Annotated in this window: 23 protein-coding genes; 11 read left to right on the forward strand and 12 right to left on the reverse strand. The window is 69.1% G+C overall.

What is annotated here, in order from left to right:
* Positions 1–66: 66 nt before the first annotated feature.
* Positions 67–1,116, forward strand: coding sequence for a DNA primase (locus BLU18_RS11355; protein ID WP_092635128.1), 1,050 nt, complete (start codon positions 67–69; stop codon positions 1,114–1,116).
* 3 nt (positions 1,117–1,119) lie between these two features.
* Here BLU18_RS11355 and BLU18_RS11360 read toward each other — a convergent pair whose 3' ends face one another.
* Positions 1,120–1,317: a DUF7472 family protein gene (locus tag BLU18_RS11360; RefSeq protein ID WP_092635130.1), complete on the reverse strand. Its 198-nt coding sequence runs from the start codon at positions 1,315–1,317 to the stop codon at positions 1,120–1,122.
* A gap of 149 nt (positions 1,318–1,466) precedes the next feature.
* Here BLU18_RS11360 and BLU18_RS11365 point away from each other — a divergent pair, with 149 nt between their 5' ends.
* Complete coding sequence (locus BLU18_RS11365) at positions 1,467–2,147, forward strand: SWIM zinc finger family protein (protein ID WP_092635132.1); 681 nt, start codon at positions 1,467–1,469, stop codon at positions 2,145–2,147.
* On the opposite strand, the gene hjc is transcribed toward BLU18_RS11365, so the two are convergent.
* From hjc to BLU18_RS11380, 3 genes are read right to left on the reverse strand one after another with little or no spacing between them, the layout of a single operon-like run.
* Positions 2,144–2,566 carry a Holliday junction resolvase Hjc gene (gene hjc, locus BLU18_RS11370; protein WP_092635134.1) on the reverse strand — a complete coding sequence of 141 codons (423 nt, stop codon included), beginning with the start codon at positions 2,564–2,566 and terminating at the stop codon, positions 2,144–2,146. The two genes, BLU18_RS11365 and hjc, sit on opposite strands and share 4 nt — an antisense overlap.
* A gap of 37 nt (positions 2,567–2,603) precedes the next feature.
* Complete coding sequence (locus tag BLU18_RS11375) at positions 2,604–3,881, reverse strand: adenosylhomocysteinase (protein WP_092635136.1); 1,278 nt, start codon at positions 3,879–3,881, stop codon at positions 2,604–2,606.
* A 42-nt stretch (positions 3,882–3,923) separates the two neighbouring features.
* Entirely contained in the window at positions 3,924–5,213 is a 1,290-nt protein-coding gene (locus BLU18_RS11380; RefSeq protein ID WP_092635138.1) for an amidohydrolase, read from the reverse strand.
* A gap of 81 nt (positions 5,214–5,294) precedes the next feature.
* Here BLU18_RS11380 and BLU18_RS11385 point away from each other — a divergent pair, with 81 nt between their 5' ends.
* The 3 genes from BLU18_RS11385 to hisG are packed head-to-tail and all read left to right on the forward strand — an operon-like array spanning position 5,295 to position 8,105.
* Positions 5,295–5,921 carry a hypothetical protein gene (locus BLU18_RS11385; RefSeq protein ID WP_143025262.1) on the forward strand — a complete coding sequence of 209 codons (627 nt, stop codon included), beginning with the start codon at positions 5,295–5,297 and terminating at the stop codon, positions 5,919–5,921.
* Positions 5,918–7,207, forward strand: a complete 1,290-nt coding sequence (locus tag BLU18_RS11390; RefSeq protein ID WP_092635142.1) for a hypothetical protein — start codon at positions 5,918–5,920, stop codon at positions 7,205–7,207. The genes BLU18_RS11385 and BLU18_RS11390 overlap by 4 nt, the downstream gene beginning before the upstream one ends.
* A gap of 52 nt (positions 7,208–7,259) precedes the next feature.
* The gene (hisG, locus tag BLU18_RS11395) at positions 7,260–8,105 is read left to right on the forward strand and encodes an ATP phosphoribosyltransferase (protein WP_092635145.1); all 846 of its coding nucleotides are present in this window, start codon (positions 7,260–7,262) and stop codon (positions 8,103–8,105) included.
* Here hisG and BLU18_RS11400 read toward each other — a convergent pair whose 3' ends face one another.
* On the reverse strand, positions 8,106–9,119 hold the full coding sequence (locus tag BLU18_RS11400) for a CPBP family intramembrane glutamic endopeptidase (RefSeq protein ID WP_092635147.1): 1,014 nt from the start codon (positions 9,117–9,119) through the stop codon (positions 8,106–8,108).
* 176 nt (positions 9,120–9,295) lie between these two features.
* On the opposite strand from BLU18_RS11400, the gene BLU18_RS11405 reads away from it, so the two are divergent.
* A complete protein-coding gene (locus tag BLU18_RS11405; protein WP_092635149.1) occupies positions 9,296–9,550 on the forward strand; it encodes a hypothetical protein in 255 nt (84 codons plus the stop codon).
* Here the strand turns inward: BLU18_RS11405 and BLU18_RS11410 are convergent.
* Positions 9,513–9,896 carry a DUF7473 family protein gene (locus tag BLU18_RS11410; protein WP_092635151.1) on the reverse strand — a complete coding sequence of 128 codons (384 nt, stop codon included), beginning with the start codon at positions 9,894–9,896 and terminating at the stop codon, positions 9,513–9,515. The genes BLU18_RS11405 and BLU18_RS11410 overlap by 38 nt on opposite strands.
* A 9-nt stretch (positions 9,897–9,905) precedes the next feature.
* Positions 9,906–10,466, reverse strand: a complete 561-nt coding sequence (locus BLU18_RS11415; RefSeq protein ID WP_092635153.1) for a TATA-box-binding protein — start codon at positions 10,464–10,466, stop codon at positions 9,906–9,908.
* A gap of 96 nt (positions 10,467–10,562) precedes the next feature.
* Here BLU18_RS11415 and BLU18_RS11420 point away from each other — a divergent pair, with 96 nt between their 5' ends.
* A complete protein-coding gene (locus BLU18_RS11420; protein WP_092635155.1) occupies positions 10,563–11,132 on the forward strand; it encodes a DUF7978 family protein in 570 nt (189 codons plus the stop codon).
* A gap of 15 nt (positions 11,133–11,147) precedes the next feature.
* The gene (locus tag BLU18_RS11425) at positions 11,148–12,146 is read left to right on the forward strand and encodes a methyltransferase domain-containing protein (RefSeq protein ID WP_092635157.1); all 999 of its coding nucleotides are present in this window, start codon (positions 11,148–11,150) and stop codon (positions 12,144–12,146) included.
* Here the strand turns inward: BLU18_RS11425 and BLU18_RS11430 are convergent, their stop codons facing one another.
* The 5 genes from BLU18_RS11430 to BLU18_RS11450 all read right to left on the reverse strand — a co-directional run bounded on the left by BLU18_RS11430 (position 12,147) and on the right by BLU18_RS11450 (position 18,025).
* Positions 12,147–14,873 (reverse strand): TRAP transporter permease, encoded by a 2,727-nt coding sequence (locus BLU18_RS11430; RefSeq protein ID WP_092635159.1) that lies wholly within the window; start codon positions 14,871–14,873, stop codon positions 12,147–12,149.
* Positions 14,874–15,356: a DUF1850 domain-containing protein gene (locus tag BLU18_RS11435; protein ID WP_092635161.1), complete on the reverse strand. Its 483-nt coding sequence runs from the start codon at positions 15,354–15,356 to the stop codon at positions 14,874–14,876.
* Between the two features lie 27 nt (positions 15,357–15,383).
* Positions 15,384–16,340, reverse strand: coding sequence for a TAXI family TRAP transporter solute-binding subunit (locus tag BLU18_RS11440; RefSeq protein ID WP_092635163.1), 957 nt, complete (start codon positions 16,338–16,340; stop codon positions 15,384–15,386).
* 78 nt (positions 16,341–16,418) lie between these two features.
* Positions 16,419–17,018 carry a protein sorting system archaetidylserine decarboxylase gene (locus BLU18_RS11445; RefSeq protein WP_092635165.1) on the reverse strand — a complete coding sequence of 200 codons (600 nt, stop codon included), beginning with the start codon at positions 17,016–17,018 and terminating at the stop codon, positions 16,419–16,421.
* The gene (locus tag BLU18_RS11450; RefSeq protein ID WP_092635167.1) at positions 17,018–18,025 is read right to left on the reverse strand and encodes an AAA family ATPase; all 1,008 of its coding nucleotides are present in this window, start codon (positions 18,023–18,025) and stop codon (positions 17,018–17,020) included. Before BLU18_RS11450 ends, BLU18_RS11445 begins: the two co-directional genes overlap by 1 nt.
* Before the next feature lie 96 nt (positions 18,026–18,121).
* On the opposite strand from BLU18_RS11450, the gene rnz reads away from it, so the two are divergent.
* From rnz to BLU18_RS11465, 3 genes are read left to right on the forward strand one after another with little or no spacing between them, the layout of a single operon-like run.
* Positions 18,122–19,039, forward strand: coding sequence for a ribonuclease Z (rnz, locus tag BLU18_RS11455; protein WP_176791239.1), 918 nt, complete (start codon positions 18,122–18,124; stop codon positions 19,037–19,039).
* Positions 19,040–19,073: 34 nt separating this feature from the next.
* Positions 19,074–19,451, forward strand: a complete 378-nt coding sequence (locus BLU18_RS11460; protein ID WP_092635170.1) for a hypothetical protein — start codon at positions 19,074–19,076, stop codon at positions 19,449–19,451.
* Between the two features lie 46 nt (positions 19,452–19,497).
* Entirely contained in the window at positions 19,498–21,465 is a 1,968-nt protein-coding gene (locus BLU18_RS11465) for a DUF460 domain-containing protein (RefSeq protein ID WP_092635172.1), read from the forward strand.
* Positions 21,466–21,493: the final 28 nt, after the last annotated feature.

Below are 21,493 nucleotides of genomic sequence, written 5' to 3' on the forward strand. Positions count from 1 at the left end.
ACGCGAACTTAGGTCGTGTGGTTGTGACCGTCGCGCTTATCCACCCCGCTCTACAACCGTCGGTCGATGCGTCCCGACCCGCTCTACGCCCGGTATCCGTTCTTTCGCGCTGCGCGCGAGGCGGTCCAGCGGGCCGATATCTCGCCGCCGCGACTGGTCACGCAGGGTGACCCCGCGGTCGAACGCGCCCGCGAACGCGTCGAACGCGCGCTCATGTCGGGCACCGTCGAGTCGGAGACGCCCGAACGCTGGAGCGACCGCGACGAACTCCTCTCGTATCCCATCGCGCGCATCCTCGTCTCGCTGGTCGATATGCGCGCCGCCGTCGAGAAGTACGCGGAAGCGGAGGCAGACACCGCCCACGAACGCCTCCAGGCCGACCTCAACGCGAGCGACGACGACCTACAGAGCGTCTCGCGCCCGCGGGCCGACCTCGACACCGTCCTCGCGGAGTTCGACCTCGCAGACGCCGTGACCCGCGAGGGCGACGACGCCCACCACCCCTGGTTTCGGGTCGACGTGGCCGCGTATCTCCGCCTCGTCGACACCGACTGGGGCGACGAGTGGCGTCTCGTCAACCGCGAACTGGCCGCCGGCGAGGTGCCCGTTCGTGGCGAGGAACTCCACCGACTGCTCCGCGAAGCGGTCCGCCGCCGGGTCGTCGACGGCCTCCCCTTCGACGTTCGGGGGAGCGCCGCCGGCGACGAACTCGCCGCGGCGTTGGACGACGACGTGACGACGCTCCGGGAGCGACTCGCGGACCGCGACCGCCTCCCCTCCGTCGACGTCGTCGCCCCCGAGCAGTTCCCGCCCTGTATGCAGGCGGCGCTCGACGGTGACGACCTCTCGGCACACGCGGCCTTCGCCGCCACCGCCTTCCTCGTCTCACTCGGCCTCGACGCCGACACCATCGCTCAGCGGTGGCCCGTCCTCGACGACGATTCGCTCGACTACCGAGTGGCGGTGCTCGAAGACAAAGACGGCAGTCAGTATCCGGCGCCCTCGTGTACGACGATGCAGACGTTCGACGCCTGCGTGAACCCCGACGAGCGCTGTGAGACTATCGACCATCCGCTCCGATACTACGCGGCCGCCGTCGCCGAAGCCGACGACTGAGCCTCAGTCCGCGAGGAAGATACCGACGCCCGCCATCACGAGGATGAACACGACGATAGTGCCGACCAGCGCCAGTCCGCCCGTCGACCCAATCCCACCGTCGCTGAACGTTATGCCGATTCCGGCGACGAGTGCGACGAAGAGGCCGACGGCGCCGACGGAGATGGCGATTTTCCGAACCATCCCCTCTTCGAGTTCCATACTCGGGAATCCGCCGGCCCCGGCAAAAGCCCTTCGATGCCGACGGAATCCCTGACTGCCGCGTAGCCCACCCACAGCCCGTCGGAACGAGGGTTTAGGTGTGTCGAGCGCCTACTGTTGGTAACGGAGCGACGGTCGCTCCCCCCACCATGACGCACCCAGAACACACACCCGCGTCACTGCCGGCTACCCGCTCGAAGACCACCCGCCCGCCCGCGGACACCACGGGTCGCGCCCGCCGCGCCCGCACCGACCCCATGGCGGTCCGTCCGCTTCGCGACGGCCGCTACGCCGTTGAGACGGACGGCGGCACGTACGTCGTCGACCTCGACGCCCGGTCCTGCACCTGCCCCGACGCCCAGATTCGGGACGCCAGATGCAAACACCGCCGACGGGTCGCCCTCGACGTGACCGACGGACTCGTCCCGCCGCCCGGACAGCGGACCGCCGTCTGTGCGGTCTGTGGCGGGCGGACGTTCGTCCCGACGGGCGACGACGCGCCCGCACTCTGTGCGCGCCACGCCATCGACCCCGGGACCCTCGTCAGTGACCGCGAAACCGGCGACCGACTCGTCGTCGTCGCCGCGACCGGTGACCGAGCCGACAGCGTCGCCACCGACGAAGGTCGCCTCGTCGCCGACTACCCCTCGAACGCCGACTACGGGCGTCACGAACCCGTCTTCCGGGCGGTCTATCTCGACGCCCTCCGTCGCGGCGGCGACGTGACTCACTACGCGTTCCCGGCGTCGCGACTCCGTCCCGTGACGGACCGCGACGCTGGCCCCTCACCCACCGACGGCATCGATGCCGCCGGCCCGACGACCGCTTAGGTGTCGTCGAGGCGCGCCTGCGTCGAGTGGCCGACGAGGCCGTCGAGGTCCGTGCCGTCTTGGAGCGCCGTCTCCTTTTTCACGCGGTAGTTGCCACCGTCGGTGACGTGCAGGTCGCCGGGGTGGAAGAAGTACCAGTCCTCGCGGTCGAAGCGAACGGCGATGCGGGCGTTGGCGCCGAAGTTGCGCGCGAAGTAGATGAGTGACTCGACCTCTTCGCCCGTGAGATAGATGGGGTCGCCGGCGCTCGATTTCGCCTCGATGGCGTAGAACTGCTCACCGTCGCCGGCGAGGACGTCCGGCAGGTCACGCTCCGTCGCGCTTCCGCTCGCGGGCGCGCGCATGACGGCGAAGCCCGCCGCGTCGAGTTCGTTGACGAGTTCGCGCTCCCGGCGGTCGCCCTTGCGGTTCGCGGACATACGCCCGACTGGGCGGCGGTGCCTGATAAAGTGCCCGTCAGGTCCCGTGGTCCCAGGAGTCCATGTATTCGCGCTGTTCGTCGCTGAGGGTGTCGATGTCGATGTCCTCGGCGTCGAGTTTCACCTCCGCCACCTCGCGGTCGAGGCGGTCCGGCACCTCGTGGACGCCGGCGTCGTAGGCGTCGGGGTTGGCGGCGAGTTCGCGCACGCAGACCGCCTGCACGCCGAAGCTCTGGTCCATCACTTCGACGGGGTGACCCATCGACAGCGGGCCGGCGAGGTTCACCAGTCGCCCCTCAGCGAGGACGTTCACGCGCCGGCCGTCGGGCAGGGCGTACTCCTCGACGCCGTCGCGCACCTCTCGGCGCGTCTCGGCCAAGTCGTCGAGTTCGGCGAGATTGATTTCCACGTCGAAGTGCCCGGCGTTCGCGAGGACGACGCCGTCGGCCATCTGCTCGAAGTCCTCGCGCGTAATCACGTCGCGGTTGCCCGTCGTCGTCACGAAGATGTCGCCCTCGGCGGCCGCCTCGTTCATCGGTAGCACTTCGTGGCCCTCCATGTGGGCTTCGAGCGCGCGCCGGGGGTCGACTTCCGTGACGACGACGTCGGCGTTCATGCCGGACGCCTTCTTCGCGACGCCCCGGCCGCAGTAGCCGTAGCCGGCGACGACGACTGTCTTGCCGGCGACGGCGAGGTTCGTCGTCATCGCGATGTTGGCCATCGCGGACTCGCCGGTGCCGTGGACGTTGTCGAACAGCGTCTTCATCGGCGTGTCGTTGACGGCGAACATCGGGTAGTCGAGCGCGCCGTCGTCGGCCATCGACCGCAGGCGGTGGACGCCGGTCGTCGTCTCCTCGCATCCGCCCTTGAGCTGGGGAATCAGCTCCGGATGCTCGTCGTGGATGTGCGTCACCATGTCGGCGCCGTCGTCGACGGTGATGGTCGGGTCCACGTCGACGACGGCCTCGATAGCGTCGTAATACTCCTCGGTGTCGACGCCGTGGGCGGCGTAGGAGGTGACGCCGTCGACGGCGTGGAGCGCCGCGCTCACGTCGTCCTGCGTCGAGAGGGGGTTACAGCCGGTGATGGCTACCTCTGCGCCGCCGATGGCGAGGAGTTCGACGAGGACGGCCGTCTTCGCCTCGACGTGCATCGCCATCGCGATTCGCTCGCCGTCGAGTGGCTGTTCCGCCGCGAACGACTCGCGAAGTTCCGCCAGGATGGGCATGTGCGCCTCCGCCCAGTCCATCTTCCGGCGGCCCTCGGCCTGTGCGGCCTCGGGGTCGTCGAGTCGCTCGGCTATCGTGCGGGTCATACGCTCCGTAGCGCGAGGCGGGGCAAAACGCTACCGTCTTCGTCACTCCGCCCGCTCGACCAACGCTCGCGCCCGCTCGGCCGCGCGCTCCACCACGGCTTCCTCGTCCAGCGTCAGCACCTCGCGGTCCCGCATGAGAATGTCGCCGTCACACACCGTGTGGCGAACGTCGGAGCCCCGGACGGCGTACGCGAGGTGGCTCACCAGGTCATGGCCCGGCGTCAGGTGCGGCGCGTCGAAGTCGACCACCGCAATGTCCGCCGCCGCGCCGGGTTCGAGACGCCCGGTGTCCAGCCCCAACACGTCGGCGCCGCCGGCCGTCGCCATCCGCACCGCGTCGGGCGCTGCGACGGCGCTCGCGTCGTCGGCCGCGAGCTTGCCGAGCATCGCCGCGTCTCGCATCTCGTCGAAGAGGTCGAGGTCGTTGTTCGAGGCGGCGCCGTCGGTGCCCAAACCGACCGTCGCGCCCGCGTCGAGCAATCGCTGGACCGGGGCCATCCCCGACGCGAGTTTCATGTTCGAGGCCGGGCAGTGGACGACGCCCGTCCCCGTCTCGGCCAGCAGGTCGATTTCGCTGTCGTCCAGGTGGACGCCGTGGGCGAAGAAGTCGTCGTTGCCACACAGGCCGAGGTCACGCGCCCACGCCAGCGGTCGCTGGTCCCGTTCGTCCACGATGGGGTCGACCTCGTCCCGCGTCTCGTTGGCGTGGTAGTGGACGGGGACGCCCTTCTCGTGGGCTCGCTCGGCGGCGAATTCCAGCAACTCGGGCGTGACCGTCGTGAGGCTATGAGGCATCACCGCGCCCGACACCCGGCCGTCGGCGGCGCCGTCGACCTGTGCCGCCATCGCGACGCTCTCCTCGATGTCGGCGCGGGCCGCCTCGTCGTCTTTCCCCGCCGAGATGGCGCCGTGACCGAGGACGGCCCGGGTCCCCGCGCGGTCGACGGCCGCCGCCGTGCGGTCAATTTCGAAGTACATGTCCGCGAAGGCCGTCGTCCCCGACCGAATCATCTCCACCATGCCGAGCTCGGCGCCCGCCTCGATGTCTGCGGGTTCGAGCGCCGCCTCGACGGGCCAGATGTCCTCGCGGAGCCACGTCTCCAGCGGTTTGTCGTCGGCGTAGCCCCGGAGGAGCGTCATGGCGACGTGGGTGTGGGCGTTCACCAGACCGGGCATCACCAGACCGTCCGTGGCGTCCAGCGTCTCGTCGCCGTCGAGGTCCGGGCCAATCTCCACGATGTCGCCGCCCTCGCGGTCGACGAGTACGTCCGCCTCGGTGACGGTCATGTCCGGTCGGAGGACGCGACCGCCGCGAATCGCGAGCGTCTGCATACCGCCATCTCAGACGCCGCCGGGTTAAGGCCCCGGGGTTTGGACGGAAAGCATTTGGTCGTCGCGGCGGGAGACCGGACGATGCCCTCCACGACACGCCGAACCGCCCTGTCCGTAGCGGCGGCACTCCTCACGGGCGCCGCCGGCTGTTCCGGCGAGACTTCCTCGGAGTCGAGCTATCCCTCCGAATCGACCGGCAACATCGCCATGGACCCCGAATGGCGTCGCCTGCGACGCTCCGACCGCGGGCCCCTCCTCTGGACGGGCGAGCGACCGACGACGACCGACGGCGAGGTACGCATCCACACACGCGGCAACTTCTTCGTCACCAGCGCCGACGAGGTGGCAAACGTCGGCATCGCGGCCGTCGACGGCGCCGACACCGCCCGCGCCTTCCTCGAGGAGACGGACTACGACTCCGCGACGGTGTACGTCGAGCACTCGAGCATCCGCGAGTGTTTCACGACGGACCTCTGTCACGTCGAGTGGTCCGAGTCGGACATCAAGACGAGCTACGCCCGCGAGTACCGCGACGCCGACGTGGCCTGTGAAACCGACGCTCGCGACACCCTCGCGACGCTGATTCGCATTCCGGCCGCGTTCGATCCGACCGACATCAACGGCTACGGGTCGAGTCGTGGCTCGGCGTCCTGTGCGGTCCGCAACGACCACCTCCGCCAGCGCCGAAACGAGAGTGAGCGCCGATGACGGGACTCACACGCCGCCGGGCGCTCGCCCTCGCCGGCGCCGTCGCGACTGCCGGTTGTGGTGCCCTCTCGAACGGCGACGATACGACGACCCTCGACGGGGCGGCACTCCGCGAACTCGTCGCCGACGGCTCGCCGACGGTCCCCGAGCGCATCCCCGTCAACATCTCGATGACGCACTTCGAAGCGACCGAAACGCGGGCGCGGGACCTCCTCGACGAGGTGCCCGCGAACCTCGGCCCCGACGCGATTCCCAACGGCGCCATCCGAGAGCGAGTGAGCCACGCCCGCGAGCACGCCGTCGAGGCCGTCGAACGCGCCGCGAACGCGCCGAGCGACTACGAGCGACTCGACGGCTTCGCGGACGCACGGCCCGAGGCGCGCTTCGCCGCCGCGTCGTGGCGCGCCATCGACGACGGCCTGACCCGCGACGACCTCCACTCGGACGCGACTATCGTCCGCGAGGACCGGCAGGCGCTCCGCGAGCGCCACGAGTATCTCGGCGCCGACCCCGTGACCGCGCTCGTGGTTCACGCCGCCATCGAGCGACGACTCGACACGCATATCGACACGAACCGCCCGAGACGCTACCGCCCAGGCAACCCGCTCGGCGTTGGCGAACTCGCCGAGGACATCGAGCGCGCTCGCGTCGCCGTCGACGACGCCGAACACCTCTACGACCGACACGTCGCGTCGCTCGACGACTCGCCGACGCTCCGCTCGCGCTATCGCGCCGCCCGCGAGACGCTCCGGGATGATTTCGAGTCAGAGCGCGCGGACCTGCCGTCGGTGGACTCGGAGCGCCCGTGGCAGGTCGAGGGCGTCGACGTGAGCGAGACGCCGGCGGCCGAGGCGCTAGAAGAGCTCTACCGGCCTCTCGACCCCGAGTACGAACTCGACTGGGCCGAGGGGTCGCTGGCGCGGTCGCTGGTGCGGGCACACCGCGCAGTCGTCGACCTGCGGGCCTTCGAATCGCTCCGCGCCCGCGTCGCCGACGGGGAGCGATTCGCCATCGAGTCGGTCGACGACGTGTCGGCGATTCGGAGCGAGGCGCTGAGGGCCGTGCAGTCGGCGAACGCAGACCCGTCGGTGCCCGTACTGACTCGTTCGATACTGGCCGACGAGACGGACCGACTGGCCGGTGTCGACGCCGAACTCGCCGACGCGGACGACGAGGAGCGAGCGACCTCGCTTCGATACCCCGTCTCGACGTATCTCACGGTGATGGCGCGGGCGCGAGAGCTACCCTCAGCGAGCGAGCACGTCGCGTCGACGCTGCGGACCTGAACGTTCGACGGCACCGCAAGGCAATTGCCCCGTCGGCGCGAGAACTGAGCCAATGCGTCTCGCCGTCCCCAACAAGGGCCGCCTGCACGACCCGTCGATCGACCTGCTGGAACGCGCCGGCCTGCATCTCGAAGGCGGCGCCGACCGCAAGCTCTACGCCGATACCGTCGATCCCGACGTGACCGCGCTGTTCGCTCGCGCCGCCGACATCCCCGAGTACGTCGCTGACGGCGCCGCCGCCGTCGGCATCACCGGTCTCGACCAGGTCCGCGAGTCGGGCCACGACCTCGTCGACCTCCTCGATCTGGAGTTCGGGCGCTGTCGCCTCGTCGTCGCGGCCCCCGAGGACGGCGATATCGAAACCGTCGCGGACCTCGCCGGCGGCACCGTCGCCACCGAGTTCCCGCGCATCACGCGCGACTTTTTCGCCGAGCGCGGCGTCGACGCCGAGGTGGTCGAGGTGACGGGCGCCACCGAGCTCACCCCACACGTCGACATGGCCGACGCCATCGTCGACATCACGTCGACGGGGACGACCCTCCGCGTGAACCGCCTCGCCGAAATCGAGGAGGTGCTCGCCAGTTCCGTCCGCCTGTTCGCCCGGCCGGACGTCGTCGACGACCAGAAGGTCCAGCAGTTGGTCACCGCCTTCGAGTCCGTCCTCGCCGCCGAGGACCGCCGCTACGTGATGCTGAACGTCCCCGAGGAGCAACTCGACGACGTGCGCGACGTGTTGCCGGGGATGGGCGGCCCGACGGTGATGGACGTGGCCGGCTCCGACGACGTGGCCGTCCACGCCGTCGTCGAGGAGCGCGCGGTGTTCGGCGTCATCAACGACCTCAAGGAGATGGGCGCGAGCGACGTTCTCGTCACCGAAATCGAGCGGCTCGTCGAGTAATCACGGCTCGTCCGGCGTCGGTTCCCAGCGGTCGGCGTCTCGTTCTCTGTTTCGTACCTCCGGTAGCGTTATCGACGACGCGAGTCCGGCGTCGCCGGTCCGCCAGCGCACCCACCCGGCGATGGCGAGGGTGCCGACGGCCATCGCACCGAGGCCGACCAGTCCCGCCTCGGGGCCGAAGTCGCCCCCGGTGAGGAGGCGCGGGCCGCTCTGTTCGACGGCGACGACGCTCGCCCCGACGCCGATGCCGGAGACGTTGAAGCCGTAGACGCCGCCCTGAAACAGGTTCCACGTCGTGTGCAGGCCGACCGGAATCGCGAGCTCGCCGGTCAGGACGTACCCCGTCGCCAGCATCCCGCCCGCGAGGACGATGGCAACCGTGCTCACGAGCGTCGCGTTCGGGTTGCTGCCGTGGGCGACGCCGAACAGGAGCGAGGAGAAAGCAGTCGCCGAGGCGATGGCCCCGCGGTCACCGAGGCGGCCGGCCAGCCCTTCCGCGGCGTTCGTCAGGACGTACCCCCGCAGGAGGAGCTCCTCGTAGAGGCCGACGGCGACGAACGCGACGACGAGGCCGCCGAAGCGAACGAGGAAGCCGCCCCGCGGCTGGAGGGTTCCAGTAATGTGGACCCACCCCGCCGCGAGTTCGACGGCGAAGACCAGCGTCATCAACGTGGCGCCGAGCGCGAGGCCGAACCCGTAGTCCAGCCACCAGTCGCGGTCGATTCGGAAGCCGAAATCGCGCAGTCGTCGCCGGTCGACGTACCGGCCGGTGAGGACGACGGCGAGGGTGAGCGCCACGCCCGAGACGACGACGCTCGCGACGCTGCCGACGGTCTGGGCCGCGGCGTCGCCCACCGTCGCCGTCAGCCACGCCCCGACGCCGGAGGCGGCGACTCGCGCGACGAGGTCCGTTCCGACGACGAGTGCGACGGCGACGACGACCAGCACACAGAGTCGGACTGGTGCGCGCGGACGACGCTCCGCCGCGTTCCACACGACTGCTCGGAGTCCCATGCCCCACCCGTGCGTCGGTGGCGGTTTATCGTTGGCTGTCCCCGAATCGAGCGGTTCGGCTCGCCCCGTATCGGCGTCCAGATTCGTTCCATCGCCCGCAACGCTCGATATTTTAACTAAGGTATGTAATGAACGTATACGAAAATTATGTGGTAATAGGGACCAAAGAGTGTGGTATGAGTACCCGCACTCTCGGACTGGGGCTGACCCTCGATTCGCCGCTCGCAGCCGCCGATACCGTGCTCACCGCTGGGAGCGGACTCGGCCTCGTACTCTACGTCGTCGCGCTGTTTGCGGGCGACGCCGGCGCTGCGACGAGTGGTGTCGTCCTCGGCGTCGCCTGTGTCCTCGGGACGCTCACCGTCCGGAGCGTGCGCGACGCCCTCGATGTAGTTAGCCCGGTGCCGACAGCGCGAGAACGTAGAGACTGAAGAGGATGCTCCCGAGGATGACGCTGACGACGGCGTGGATGAGGGTGACGCCGGCCGTCAGGCGTCGGTCGAGGTCGTAGACGGTCCGGACGAGGAGCGCGTCGACGGCGAGAGCGAGGGCGACGGCGGGCAGCGACGGGAGTTCGAGGGCGGCGGCGACGACGGCGATAGCGGCGGGAAGCGGGCCCACGAGGAAGGCGTCGCGAACGGGGACGTCACCGAGAACGTTTCGCGCCGCGAGGTGTGCGGTCAGGGAGAGAAAGAGCGCGAACAGCGCCGCGGTGCCGGCGACGGCGAGGGGAGTCGCCGTGCCGACGGACGTCTGTAATGCGAGCGAGGGGACCATCCGCGTCGACTATCCCAAGAGGCCGAGCTCTTCGAGTCGAGAGACGATGACGTCGACCGCTTCCTTGGCGTCGTCGGGCTGTTTCCCGCCCGTGATGACGAGCTTGCCCGAGCCAAAGAGGAGTGCGACCACGTCGGGTTCGTCGAGTCGATAGACCAGTCCCGGGAACTGCTCGGGTTCGTACTCGATGTTCTCCAGACCGAGGCCGATGGCGATGGCGTTCAGATTGAGGTTGCGCCCCAAGTCGGCGCTCGTGACGATGTTCTGGACGACGATATCCGGGTCGTCGTCGACGGGGATGTGGAGTTCGCGGAGCTTGTCGAAGACGATGTGGAGGCTCTCGTGTACGTCGGCCGTCGACTTCGCGCCCGTGCAGACGATTTTCCCGGAGCGAAAGATCAGCGCGGCGGATTTCGGCTCCTGCGTTCGGTACACCAGCCCCGGAAACTGCTCGGGGTCGTAATCCGCGCCTTCGAGGTCCATCGCGACGCTCTGGAGGTCGAGTTCCTGTCCAATACCGGTAGAAGCAACCACGTTCTCGATGTTGATCGTCTCCTTGGGATCGGTCATGAGACGACTTAAGTGTCGTATTTAAGGTTTAAAAAGATTGGTGGCGGGGTTCGGCCCACGGCTATTTACCCGGTCGGGCACTCCACCCACCTAGTCATGTCAGCAAACGATACCGTCAGCGACTCACTGCCGCTCGCAGCGGGGGCCCTGTCCGGGGTCGCCGCGTGGGTGCTCGGCTACGTCTTCACCTATCTCCTCGTGGCGCCCGACATTCGCGAGTCTGCGCTGCAACGGGTCATCGAGGCGTTCGGGGACGGTTCGGCCACCTACGAGCTGGTGGGCTGGGTGTTTTTCAACGCTCACTTCGTCGACACCGTCTTCCAGAACATCCCCTTCCTCGGCAGTCGGACGACCAGCTTCGTCGGCGGCGAGCAGGGATTCACCGTCCTCCTCTACGTGATTCCGGTCGGCCTGCTTCTCGCCGCCGGCGTCGCACTCGCCCGGTATCGCGGCGCCACGACGCCGACCGACGGGGTGCGCGTCGGCCTGACCGCGCTCCCGACGTATCTCCTCTTGTCGATAGTCGGTACGTTCCTGTTCGAGGTGACCGTCGGCGACGTTAGCGGCGGGCCGGACCTGCTTCTGGCCGTCGTCCTCGCCGGCCTCGTCTATCCCGCACTGTTCGCCGGCGGTGGTGGCGCGCTCGTCGGGATGGTCGCCGAGTAGCGGTTCGGTAGCCTCATGCCGTCGGCGGGCCGACGGGTGAGCGTGTACGGTCTCGAACTCGCCGGCGAGGAGGACGCCTTCGCCGCCCGCGAAGCCGCCTGCGCCGCCTCGGCCGTCGAGGTGGTCGCGCCCGGCCTCGCGACGGCCCGCGGCGTCGACGCCGACCGCCTCCGGACGCTCGCCTACACGCACCGCGCCAGCCGCCTCCTCGGGCGCTGCGAGGCAAGCGTCGCCGCCGCCCGGACGCTCCTCGACGCCGCCACCCTCGACCGCTCGGGCACCGTCGCCGTCCGCGCACGCGACGTGCGTTCGACGGCCGGCGTCGACACCCGCCGCGCGGAACGCGAACTCGGGTCGGCGCTCGTCGACCGCGGCTTCGCCGTCGACCTCGACGACCCCGACCACGAACTCCGGGCGTGTTTCGCGGGCGACACCTGCCTCCTCGGGTGGCTGGTCGCCGAGAGCGCCCGCGACTACGGCGACCGTCGCCCCACCGACCGCCCCTTCTTCCAACCGGGGAGCATGGCCCCACTCGACGCCCGTGCCTTCGCCAACCTCGCGGGCGCCGCCCCGGGTGCGACCCTGCTCGACCCCATGTGTGGCACCGGCGGGACGCTCATCGAGGCGGGACTGGTCGGCGCCCGCGCCGTCGGCGTCGACGCCCAGCAGAAGATGGTCCGTGGCGCCCGCCAGAACTGCCGGGCGTATCTCGACGACACGCCGTTTCACTGCCTCCGCGGCGATGCGACTGCGCTCCCCCTCGCGGACGATGCCGTCGACGGCGTCGTCTTCGATGCTCCCTACGGTCGGCAGTCGAAGATAGCGCGCCACACGCTCGAAGACCTCGTTTCCGGTGCGCTCGCGGAGGCGGCGCGGGTCGCCCCGCGGGCCGTCGTCGTCGCCGACCGCTCGTGGGCCGAGACGGCCCACGACGCCGGCTGGACCGTCGAGACGACGTTCGAGCGGCGCGTCCACCGCTCGCTCACGCGCCACGTCCACCTCCTCGACCGGTAGTTACGCCGCCTCTGCCGCGGAGTCCGCGGTCGGCTCACTCGGCCCCGTCTCTCGCCGTCGGTTACCGAGGAGCAACGCGACGAAGAGCGCGAGCCCCACGCCGCGGAGCGCGAGTTCGACGCCGAGCGACACCGGGTCGCCGCCCCCGCTTCCGATGCCGACGACGCCGAGTACGTCGAGGACGCCCCGGACGCCGAGGCCGGGCGCCATCAGGAGCAGGGAACTCACCGCAAAGGCGACGCGTTCGGCGCGGGACACCGGCGCGTAGACGTAGCCGATGACCGTCGCCGCCAGCGCGACGACGCCGAGGAAGAGACCGACGACCGGGATGAGTACCTCGGGCACGACGTAGGCCACGTCGAACAGGTCCGCGGTGCCGAGGACGCGATACTTCTCGCCGATTTCGAGCTCCGCGGAGTTGGGGTTCTCGCGCAGGAGGACGAGGCCCGGCGTGAGGACGAACGCGAAGGGGACGATGGCCTTGTTCAGCGAGAGCGAGAAGGCCTCGATGCCCGTCTGGAAGGCGTCGGATTTGGCGACGCCAGCCGCAGCATAGGCTGCGACGGCCACCGGCGGCGTGATGTCGGCGATGACGCCGAAGTAGAGGATGAACAGGTGTGCGGCGAGTTCGGGCACGCCGAAGGCCGTCAGCGCCGGCGCCAACAGCGAGACGAGGATGATGTACGTCACCGTCGTCGGCATCCCCATCCCGAGGAGGATGGAGGAGACGGCGGTAACGAGGAGGAGGAGGACGAGCGACCCGCCCGCGACGGCTTCGATGAGGGCGACGAGGTTCGGCCCGAGTCCCGAGACGCTGATGACGCCGGGGATGATGCCCGCGGCGGCGACGGCGATGACGACGGGCACGGCCGTCCGCGCCCCGCTCTCCATCGACTTGCCCGCGAAGACGCCCAGCCGATGCAGGCCGTTCCCGGCGAGTTGCGGGTTCCCTATCGCCGTGGCCGTCGTCCGCGCTGCGTCGTCGACGGCGTCGTCGAACTCCAGCAACGGCGCGTCGACGAAGGGATGCGTCGCCAGCGTGAGGACGCCCGCGACGATGCTGATACCGCCGAGGCGGCCGAGCGCCGCCATGAACGCCGCGCCGATGGGTTGCCCACCGACGCCCGCGCCCGCGACGGCGGCGATGGGGCCGACGCCCGCGACGTAGTGCGAGAGCACGTTCGCGAGGAAGAGGCCGGCAACGAGCGCGCCGAGTCGCCCCCGCGTCTCGTCGCTGTACGCCGCCACGAGTGCGATGAGCGCGCCGACGGCGATGAGGGTGAACCACGCCGACCGGGCGACCGACAGGCGCTCGACGATGAGGTAGTAGAGCAACAGGCCGATGGGGACGAGGTAGAACCACCCGCTCTGGAGGTGCGAGCGAATGTCGACGAGGTCCTCCGCGTCGAGGCCGCCGATGCCCAGCCGTGACGCCTCGAAGTGGACCATCACCCACACGCCGAAGAAGAAGACGATGGCGGGGATGGTGGCAGCGACGATGACGTTGGCGAATGGTGTCGCCGTGTATTGGACGATGAGAAACGCCGCCGCGCCCATGACCGGCGGGAGAATCTGACCGCCGGAGGAGGCGGAGGCCTCGACGCCGCCCGCGAACTCGGGGCTGTACCCCGACTTCTTCATGAGGGGGATGGTGAACGCGCCCGTCGTCACCGTGTTCGCAATCGAGGACCCGGAGATGGTACCCATGAAGCCGGAGGCGAGAATCGACGCTTTGGCCGGGCCGCCACGGCGCGTCCCCGTCGCCGCGTACGCGAGGTCGATGAACCACTTGCCCGCGCCAGACATCTCGAGGAACGCGCCGAAGAGGATGAAGATGTAGATGAACTGCACGGAGACGGTCACGGGGATGCCGAACACCCCGTTTTCCGTGTTGTACCAGAGGTTCTGGATTATCGACGGCCACGACAGTTCGGGGATGGAGAGGACGCCCACGTAGGCGGCGTCCTGCGGGATGAGCACGCCGAAGCGCGCGTAGACGATGAACGCGGCGACGATGAGCATCAACCAGAGGCTGATCGCCCGCCGCGTCGCTTCGAGGACGAGGAGGACGCCCACCACGCCGAGCACCATCGCGTAGGACGTGTCGGCCAGCGGACCGAGCAGTCCGGAAATGGGGTCGAGGAACGTGAACACCTCGTGAATCGGCCGGCCGGCTTCGAGGCCGAGCGCCCGCATCCGCTGAATCTCCTCGAAGTCGGTGACGAAGTAGGCCGCCGACAGGACGGCGACGGGAATCAGTGCGAGGTCGAACGGCGTCACGCGGTCAAGGTCGGGGTCGACGAACGCCCACCGGAGCGCGCCGCCGACAGCGTGGACGGCCCTCGAAAGCGGGTGGTCACGCCCCAGTCGGTCGTCGACGGCGCCGCCGAGCGCGATACAGCGTGACGCGATGGGGCCGCCGCCGGTGCTCGACGGATAGAGCAGGAAGGCGAGGACGAGCCCGAACGCGACGTGGATGGCGTTGATTTGGAGGAGTTGGAGCGAGACGAACTCGATCCGGCCGAGGACGGGCACGTCGAGTGCGAGGACGAACCCCTTCGCAGCGAGCCACATCTGGAAGACGGAGAAGGCGATGCCGATCGCGGCGACGGCGACTGTCGCCCACCCGGTCAGCGAGCGTTTGCGCTCTATCTCTTGGATAATCGCGTCGGCGTCCTCGGCTGTCTGCTCGTCAGTCGGATCGTCGGGTTCGTCGGTAGTGGTCATTTATTTGCTCCAGAGGAGGGCCGTGAGCCCGGACCGGTGCTGTATCGAGAACGTCACCGACCGACCGTCCGAGACGGCGACGAGGTCGTAGGTCCGGTCGTCGACGTAGAGCGTGTGCCCAGCGACCCGTCCGGGCGCGACCGTCAGTCGCTCGTAACTCCCCGGTGGGTCGTAGATAAAGGTCCCGTTCTCACGCGTGACGTTCGCACGGCTCGGAAGCCCCCAGCCGTACGATTCGAACTCCATGCGGGTCATTTCGAGGCTGTCGCCCCGGACCGTGTACTCGTCGTAGACGCGGGTCTTCTCGACGCTGTGGTTGTACTCGATGGCGACGACGGTGCCGTTCTCGACGGGCACGTCGAGATACGTCTCACCTGTCTCTGCGTCCTCGACGACGAGCACTCGCTGCTCGGTTGCGGCGGCGCTCCCGAGAGCGACGGCGGCCAACACGACCAGCAACGCGACGACGTAGCGTCGGTTCATGCGCTCGACGAGTGGGGGGTAGCCGGATTAGGCCTCGAAGTACGCGGCGGCGCCGGGGTGGAGTTCGATGGACATGCCGTCCTGAGCCGAGTCTCGGCTGATGAAGTCCGTCTTGATGGAGAGGTCGCTCACGTTGTCGAAGATGGCGGCGGTCACTTCCTCGACCGTCGCCTCGGGGACGCCCGACCGCGTGGCGATCATCGCCTGCACGGCCACCGTGTTGACGGCTTCCTCGACGCCGGAGTAGGTGCCCGCGGGGATGGTGTCGTCCGCGAACCAGGAGGCGGCGTCTTTCACTGCCTGCCGGTTCTCGCCCGTGATGGGGACGATCTGCAGGTCGTTGGTCGTCGCGAGGTCCTCGATGGCGCCGACGGGCCAGCCACCGACGACGAACGCCGCGTCGATGTCGCCGTTTCGGAGCTGGTCTGCGGCCTGCGAGAAGGATGCGTTCTGCTCCTCGAAGTCGGTGATGCCCACCGCGTCGAGAATCTGGAGCGCGTTGACCTGCGTCCCGGAGCCGAGGTCACCGGTGTTGATGGTCGCGCCCGACAGGTCGGACAGCTGCGTGATGTCCGTGTCCGCCAGCGTGACGACGGTGATGGTCTCGGGGTAGAGCGTCGCGACGCCTTGCAAGTTCTCGACGGCGTTCCCCTGGAACGCCTCGATGCCCGTGCCGTTCTTGGCGAAGTACGCGATGTCGTTCTGAATCAGGGCAAAGTCCGCGTCGCCGCTCGACAGACTGCCGACGTTCTCCACGCTCGCGCCCGTCGACTGGACGTTCAGCGTGAAGTCCGAGTTCGCCTCGACGACCGACTTGAACTCGTTCGAGAGCGGGAAGTACGTCCCGCCGGTCCCGCCAGCGTGCCACGAGAGTCGGGTATCGGCGCTTCCGTCGTCACCGCCACCGCTACAGCCAGCGAGTGCCGCAACGCCGGTTACACCAGCCGCACGCAGGAATCGCCGTCGAGTCGAGTTGTCTGACATACTTTTGATACTGGGGGGCGGCGCATTTAACGTTATCCAATGCCCCGGTTGCGGCGGTCGTTCGTACGAACGCACCGCTTACGCCGATTCGAGCGCCACGACCGTCTCGCCCGCCCGGACTCGCTCCCCCGTCTCGACGAGCACGTCTTCCCGGTCGTACGACGGCGGCAAGAGCACGTCCGCACGGCTCCCGAAGGCGATGTGGCCGATTCGGTCGCCGCGCTCGACGTCGTCGCTTGCGGTCACGTAGGGGTAGATGCGCCGGGCGAACCACCCCGCTATCATCGACACGTCGTGGCTGTCGAGGGCCACGTCAACTCGCTCGTTGCGCTCTGAGTCCTTGGTGAACGCGGGGCGGTGCGCGCCGGGGCGGTGCGTGGCCGACTCGACGTGCCCCGCCAGCGGCGCCCGGAGGACGTGCACGTCGGTGACGTTCATGAACACGCCGACGCGGATGCGTCCCTCCTCCTCGCGGACGACGGAGACGCGGCCGTCGGCGGGCGAGACGACGCCGTTCGGTGGCGGTGACCGCTCGGGGTCGCGGAAGAAGTAGAGTACGAACCCGCCGAGCGCGAGCGCCAGCGCCCCCAGCGGCGGCGACACGACGGCGAGGGGGAGCGCCGCCACCAGCGGCGGGAGGGCGAACCGTCGCGTTCCGGGGGCGAGTGCGGGGAGCATCAGGCCTCCGCGCGCTGGGCCCACGTCGCCAGCAGATGCGTGAGGTGGAGGCGGTCGTCGGACCCCGTCACCAGGTCGTGGTCGATATCGCCCGCGAGGCGGTGGAGTCGAGCGAGTGTGTCACCGTCGTAGCGCTTCTGGGCCGTCTCGAGCAAGTCCACGAGCAGGGATTGGCCGTCGTACCCCTCGTCGTCAAGCAGCGTCTCGACCGTCTTGCGGGCGTCGGTTACCTCGCCGGCGGCCGTTGCGTCCCAGACCTCGGCGAGGGCGTCGTCGTGACCCACGTCCGCGAGCGTCTCGTGGACCGTCGTCATCGTGACTTCCGCCGTCTCCATCGCCGTCGTCTGCGCGCCCAGAATCGCCTTCCGGAGGTCGCCGTCGGCGTAGCCAGCCACGAACTCCACGCCGTCGTCGTCGTAGTCGACGCCCTCGGCGTCGAGAATCCGTTCGAGCACCGTCTCGATTTCGGCGGCGGTCGGCGCCCGAACGGGCACCGGGAAACACCGCGAACGGATGGGGGCGATGAGCGTCGAGGGCTGGCGGGTGACGAGGACGAACTGCGTCGTCCGGTGGTGTTGCTCCATCACGCGCCGGAGCGCCTGTTGGAAGTCCTCGCGAATCGCCTCCGCGTTGTCGAGGACGATGGTCTTGTAGTCGCCCGAGACGGGGGCGTAACTCGCCGACTCCTTCAGCACGCGGTTTATCATGTCGCGTTTCGCCATCCGCGAGCGCCCGGAGAGGAACTGGGCGAAGCGGGGGTCCTCGCGAATCTCCTTTTTGGTCCGGTCGAAGAAGTCCGCGACGTTGATTTCGACGAGGTCGTTCGCGTCGTCGTGGGCCGTGTCGGCGAGTGCCCGGACCGCGGCGGTTTTGCCCGACCCCGGCGGTCCCTGCACGACGAGGTTCATCGGTTCGTCGACCGCTCGCTCGAGGCGGTCACGGACCGAGTCCTGTGGCAGGTCCCCGAGCGACGGGGTGTGTGTCTCCGTCCACAACGGCGCGTCCATTACGCGCCCCTAGCCGACCGCCGGGTACAAAGCTTGCTGTCCCGGCCGCGCATCGACACGGGTTTACCGTCCCCGCCCCCACCTCGGCGTATGTCGATGCGCGTGACGTTTCTGGGTACCAGCGGGGCCATCCCGACGACCCAGCGAGCCCCGAGTGCCGTCCTCGTGAACCGCGAGGGCGAACGCCTCCTGTTCGACTGCGGCGAGGGAACCCAGCGCCAGATGATGCGCTACGGAACTGGGTTCGACATCTCGCACATTTTCGTCACGCACCTCCACGGCGACCACATCCTCGGCCTGCCGGGGCTGGTTCAGTCCCTCGATTTCAACGACCGCACCGACGCGCTGGCGATTCACGTCCCACCACGTTCGCGCGAGGATATCCGTGACCTCGTCCACGCGGGCGGCCACCAACCCGGCTTCCCCGTCCGGATTCACGAGGTGTCGCCGGGGTCGGTGGCCTACGCCGGCGACGACTTCGAAGTGCGGACCGTCCAGACGGACCACCGCACTCGCTCGATGGGATTCGCGCTGGTCGAGGACGACCGACCCGGCCGGTTCGACCGGGAACACGCCGAGGAACTCGGCGTCCCCGTCGGGCCGAAGTTCGGCCGCCTCCACGAGGGGGAGTCGGTCGAACTCGACGACGGCCGAGTCGTCCACCCCGAACAGGTGGTGGGTGACTCCCGCCCCGGCCGTCGACTGGTCTACACCGGCGACACCCGCCCCGTCGACGCGGTGGAAGACGCGGCCGCCGACGCGAACCTCCTGATTCACGACGCGACGTTCGCGGACGACGAGGACGCACGCGCCCGCCAGACGGGGCACTCGACCGCTCGTGAAGCGGGGCGACTCGCTGCCCGCGCTGGCGTCGACCGCCTCGCACTCACGCACGTCTCCTCGCGCTACGCCGCCGACTGGAAGCGCCTCGAACGCGAGGCCCGAGAGGTGTTCGACGGCGACTGTTTCGTCGCCAGCGACGGGCAGACCATCGATATCCCAGTGCCGGAATGAGAACACACAACTGATTCGGCGCCCTCGTATCGCTGTGAGCTACCAGCCCGCCCAGTGCAACATCGGTCGGCGCCAACGCTTCCAGCGGGCCGCCTACGCCGCCGTCGCCGTCCTCGTCGCCGTCGGGATGGTCGTCGCGTATCTCCTCGACGCTTTCCCGCGACTCCTGTTGGTCGGCGTCTTCGCCCCGCTCGCGCTGGCGTTCGAGTTCGCGTTGCAGGCCTACGAGTCGTTCTGCGTCTCGCTCGCGCTCCTCGGCAAGTACGACTTCTCGGGCGAGAGCGGGGGGACCAAAGGGACGGTGAGCGACCCCGCTGACCACCACGACGACCAGCTCTACGCCCTCCGCATCACCGTCGTGAGCGTCGCCCTCGCGGCAGTCGTGACCGTCGGCCTCGTCGCCGTCGTCTGAACCCCCGCGCCGTGGAGTATTTATTTCGCGGCCCCCAATTTCGCGTGTGAACCCCCGGACGAGTGCGCTCGACGCGCTAGTGTTCGGTGTCGACGTTCAGAGCGGCGACGTCCGCGGTGACGCCCCCTCCTACGCCGTCGTCGCCTACGACGGCGAGAACGTCGACCGAGACGTGGTGTCGTTCCGGAAACTCCGGCGACTCGTCGACCGGGAGGAACCGGCCATTCTCGCCACGGACAACGTCTACGAACTCGCCACCGACCACGACGACCTGGTGCGATTCCTGCGGTGGCTCCCCGACGGCACTCGGTTGGTGCAGGTGACGGGCGCGGAACGCCCGGAGCCGCTCTCTCGTGTCGCCTCCAGACACGGCGTCCCCTACGGCAAGAAGCCGATGAAGGAGGCGGAGGCGGCGGCCCGCCTCGCGGCGGCGAACGTCGGCCACGAGGTGACGGCCTTCGCCGACACGACGACGGTCAAGGTATCACGGGGGCGCTCGACGGGGAAGGGCGGCTGGAGTCAGGACCGCTACACGCGGCGCATCCACGGCAACGTCAAGAGCCGCGCCCGCGACGTGGAGGCCGCACTCGACGAGGCGAACTTGGCGTACGAACGCGACGTGACCGAGAAGTACGGCGGCTACGCCAACGCCGTCTTCACCGTCGAAGCGGCGCCGGAAGACCTCCCGGTGTCGCGGGAGCGCGCGGGCGACACGCGAATCGAAATCGAGCGCGAGCGCCGCGACGGCATCGAGTTCGAACCGCTGGTGAAGCGGCGTGACCGCGTCATCGTCGGCATCGACCCCGGGACGACGACGGCCGCCGCCGTCGTCTCCCTTGATGGCGAGGTGCTCGACGTGTATTCGACCCGCACCGCCGACACCGCGGGCGTCATCGAGTGGTTGGTCGAACGCGGGCGCCCCGTCGTCGTCGCCGCGGACGTGGAACCGATGCCCGAGACGGTCGAGAAGTTCCGGCGGAGCTTCGACGCCGACGGCTGGGAGCCGGATTCTGACCTCCCCGTCGACGAGAAACTCCACCGCACCCGCGAGCACACCTACGACAACGACCACCAGCGAGACGCTCTCGCGGCGGCGCTGTTCGCGTTCGATGCCTACGAGGACCGGTTCGAGCGCATCACGCAGAAGGTGCCCCCGCAGTTCGACCGCGGCGAAGTCATCGACCGCGTCGTCTCCGGCGACGCCTCTGTCGAAGCCGTCTTGGAGGAGCTGCGCGGCGACGACGAGAGCGAGGAGGAAGAGTCAACCCACGAACCGCGCGAACTCACGCCCGAGGAGCGCCGCATCAAGCGCCTCGAACGGCAGGTCGAGCGTCTGGAATCGCAGGTCGAGGACCTCGAAGCGACGGTTCAGCAGAAAGACGAGCGCATCGCGGAGTTCGAGGAGGAGCTCTCCGAGGCGCGGCGCGAGGAGCGCCGCGAGGCGCGCGAACGGCGCGAAGTCAACCGCCTCGAACGCGAGACGGAGCGTCTGGAGCGCGAACTCGACGACGAGCGCGAACGCGCCGACGAACTCGAATCGAAGTTGGAGCGCCTGAAGACGCTGTGGAAACTCGACCACTCCAACTTCACCGACGTGTCCGAGGGGCGTGACCTCGTGCCGGTGAAGGTCATCGAGCAGTTCACCCGGGACGCCATCGCGGCGGCCGACGAGGCCTACGGGCTGGCGGCGGGCGACGTGGTGTATCTCCGAGACGCGAGCGGCGCCGGGCGCTCCACCGCACAGCGACTCGCGGAGACGGCGCCGCGAATCGTCCTCCGCGACGGCAACCTCTCCGACGTTGCCGACCAGGTCCTTTTCGACCACGACATCCCCGTCGCGCCCGCGTCGGACGTGACGATTCAGGAGGTGGACGAGCTCGCTGTCGCCCGCGAGAGCGAGGTGGTGGCGGCCATCGACGACTGGGAGCGCCGGGCCGACGAGCGCTCTCGCGAGCAGAAATCGGAGATGGTCGACCAGATAATCAGCGAACACCGGGCCGAAAGCGGCGACTGAGCCCCCACGGCTTTGGGCCTCGGGTGTC

Source organism: Haloplanus vescus, assembly GCF_900107665.1.
In the GTDB taxonomy this organism is placed as follows: domain Archaea; phylum Halobacteriota; class Halobacteria; order Halobacteriales; family Haloferacaceae; genus Haloplanus; species Haloplanus vescus.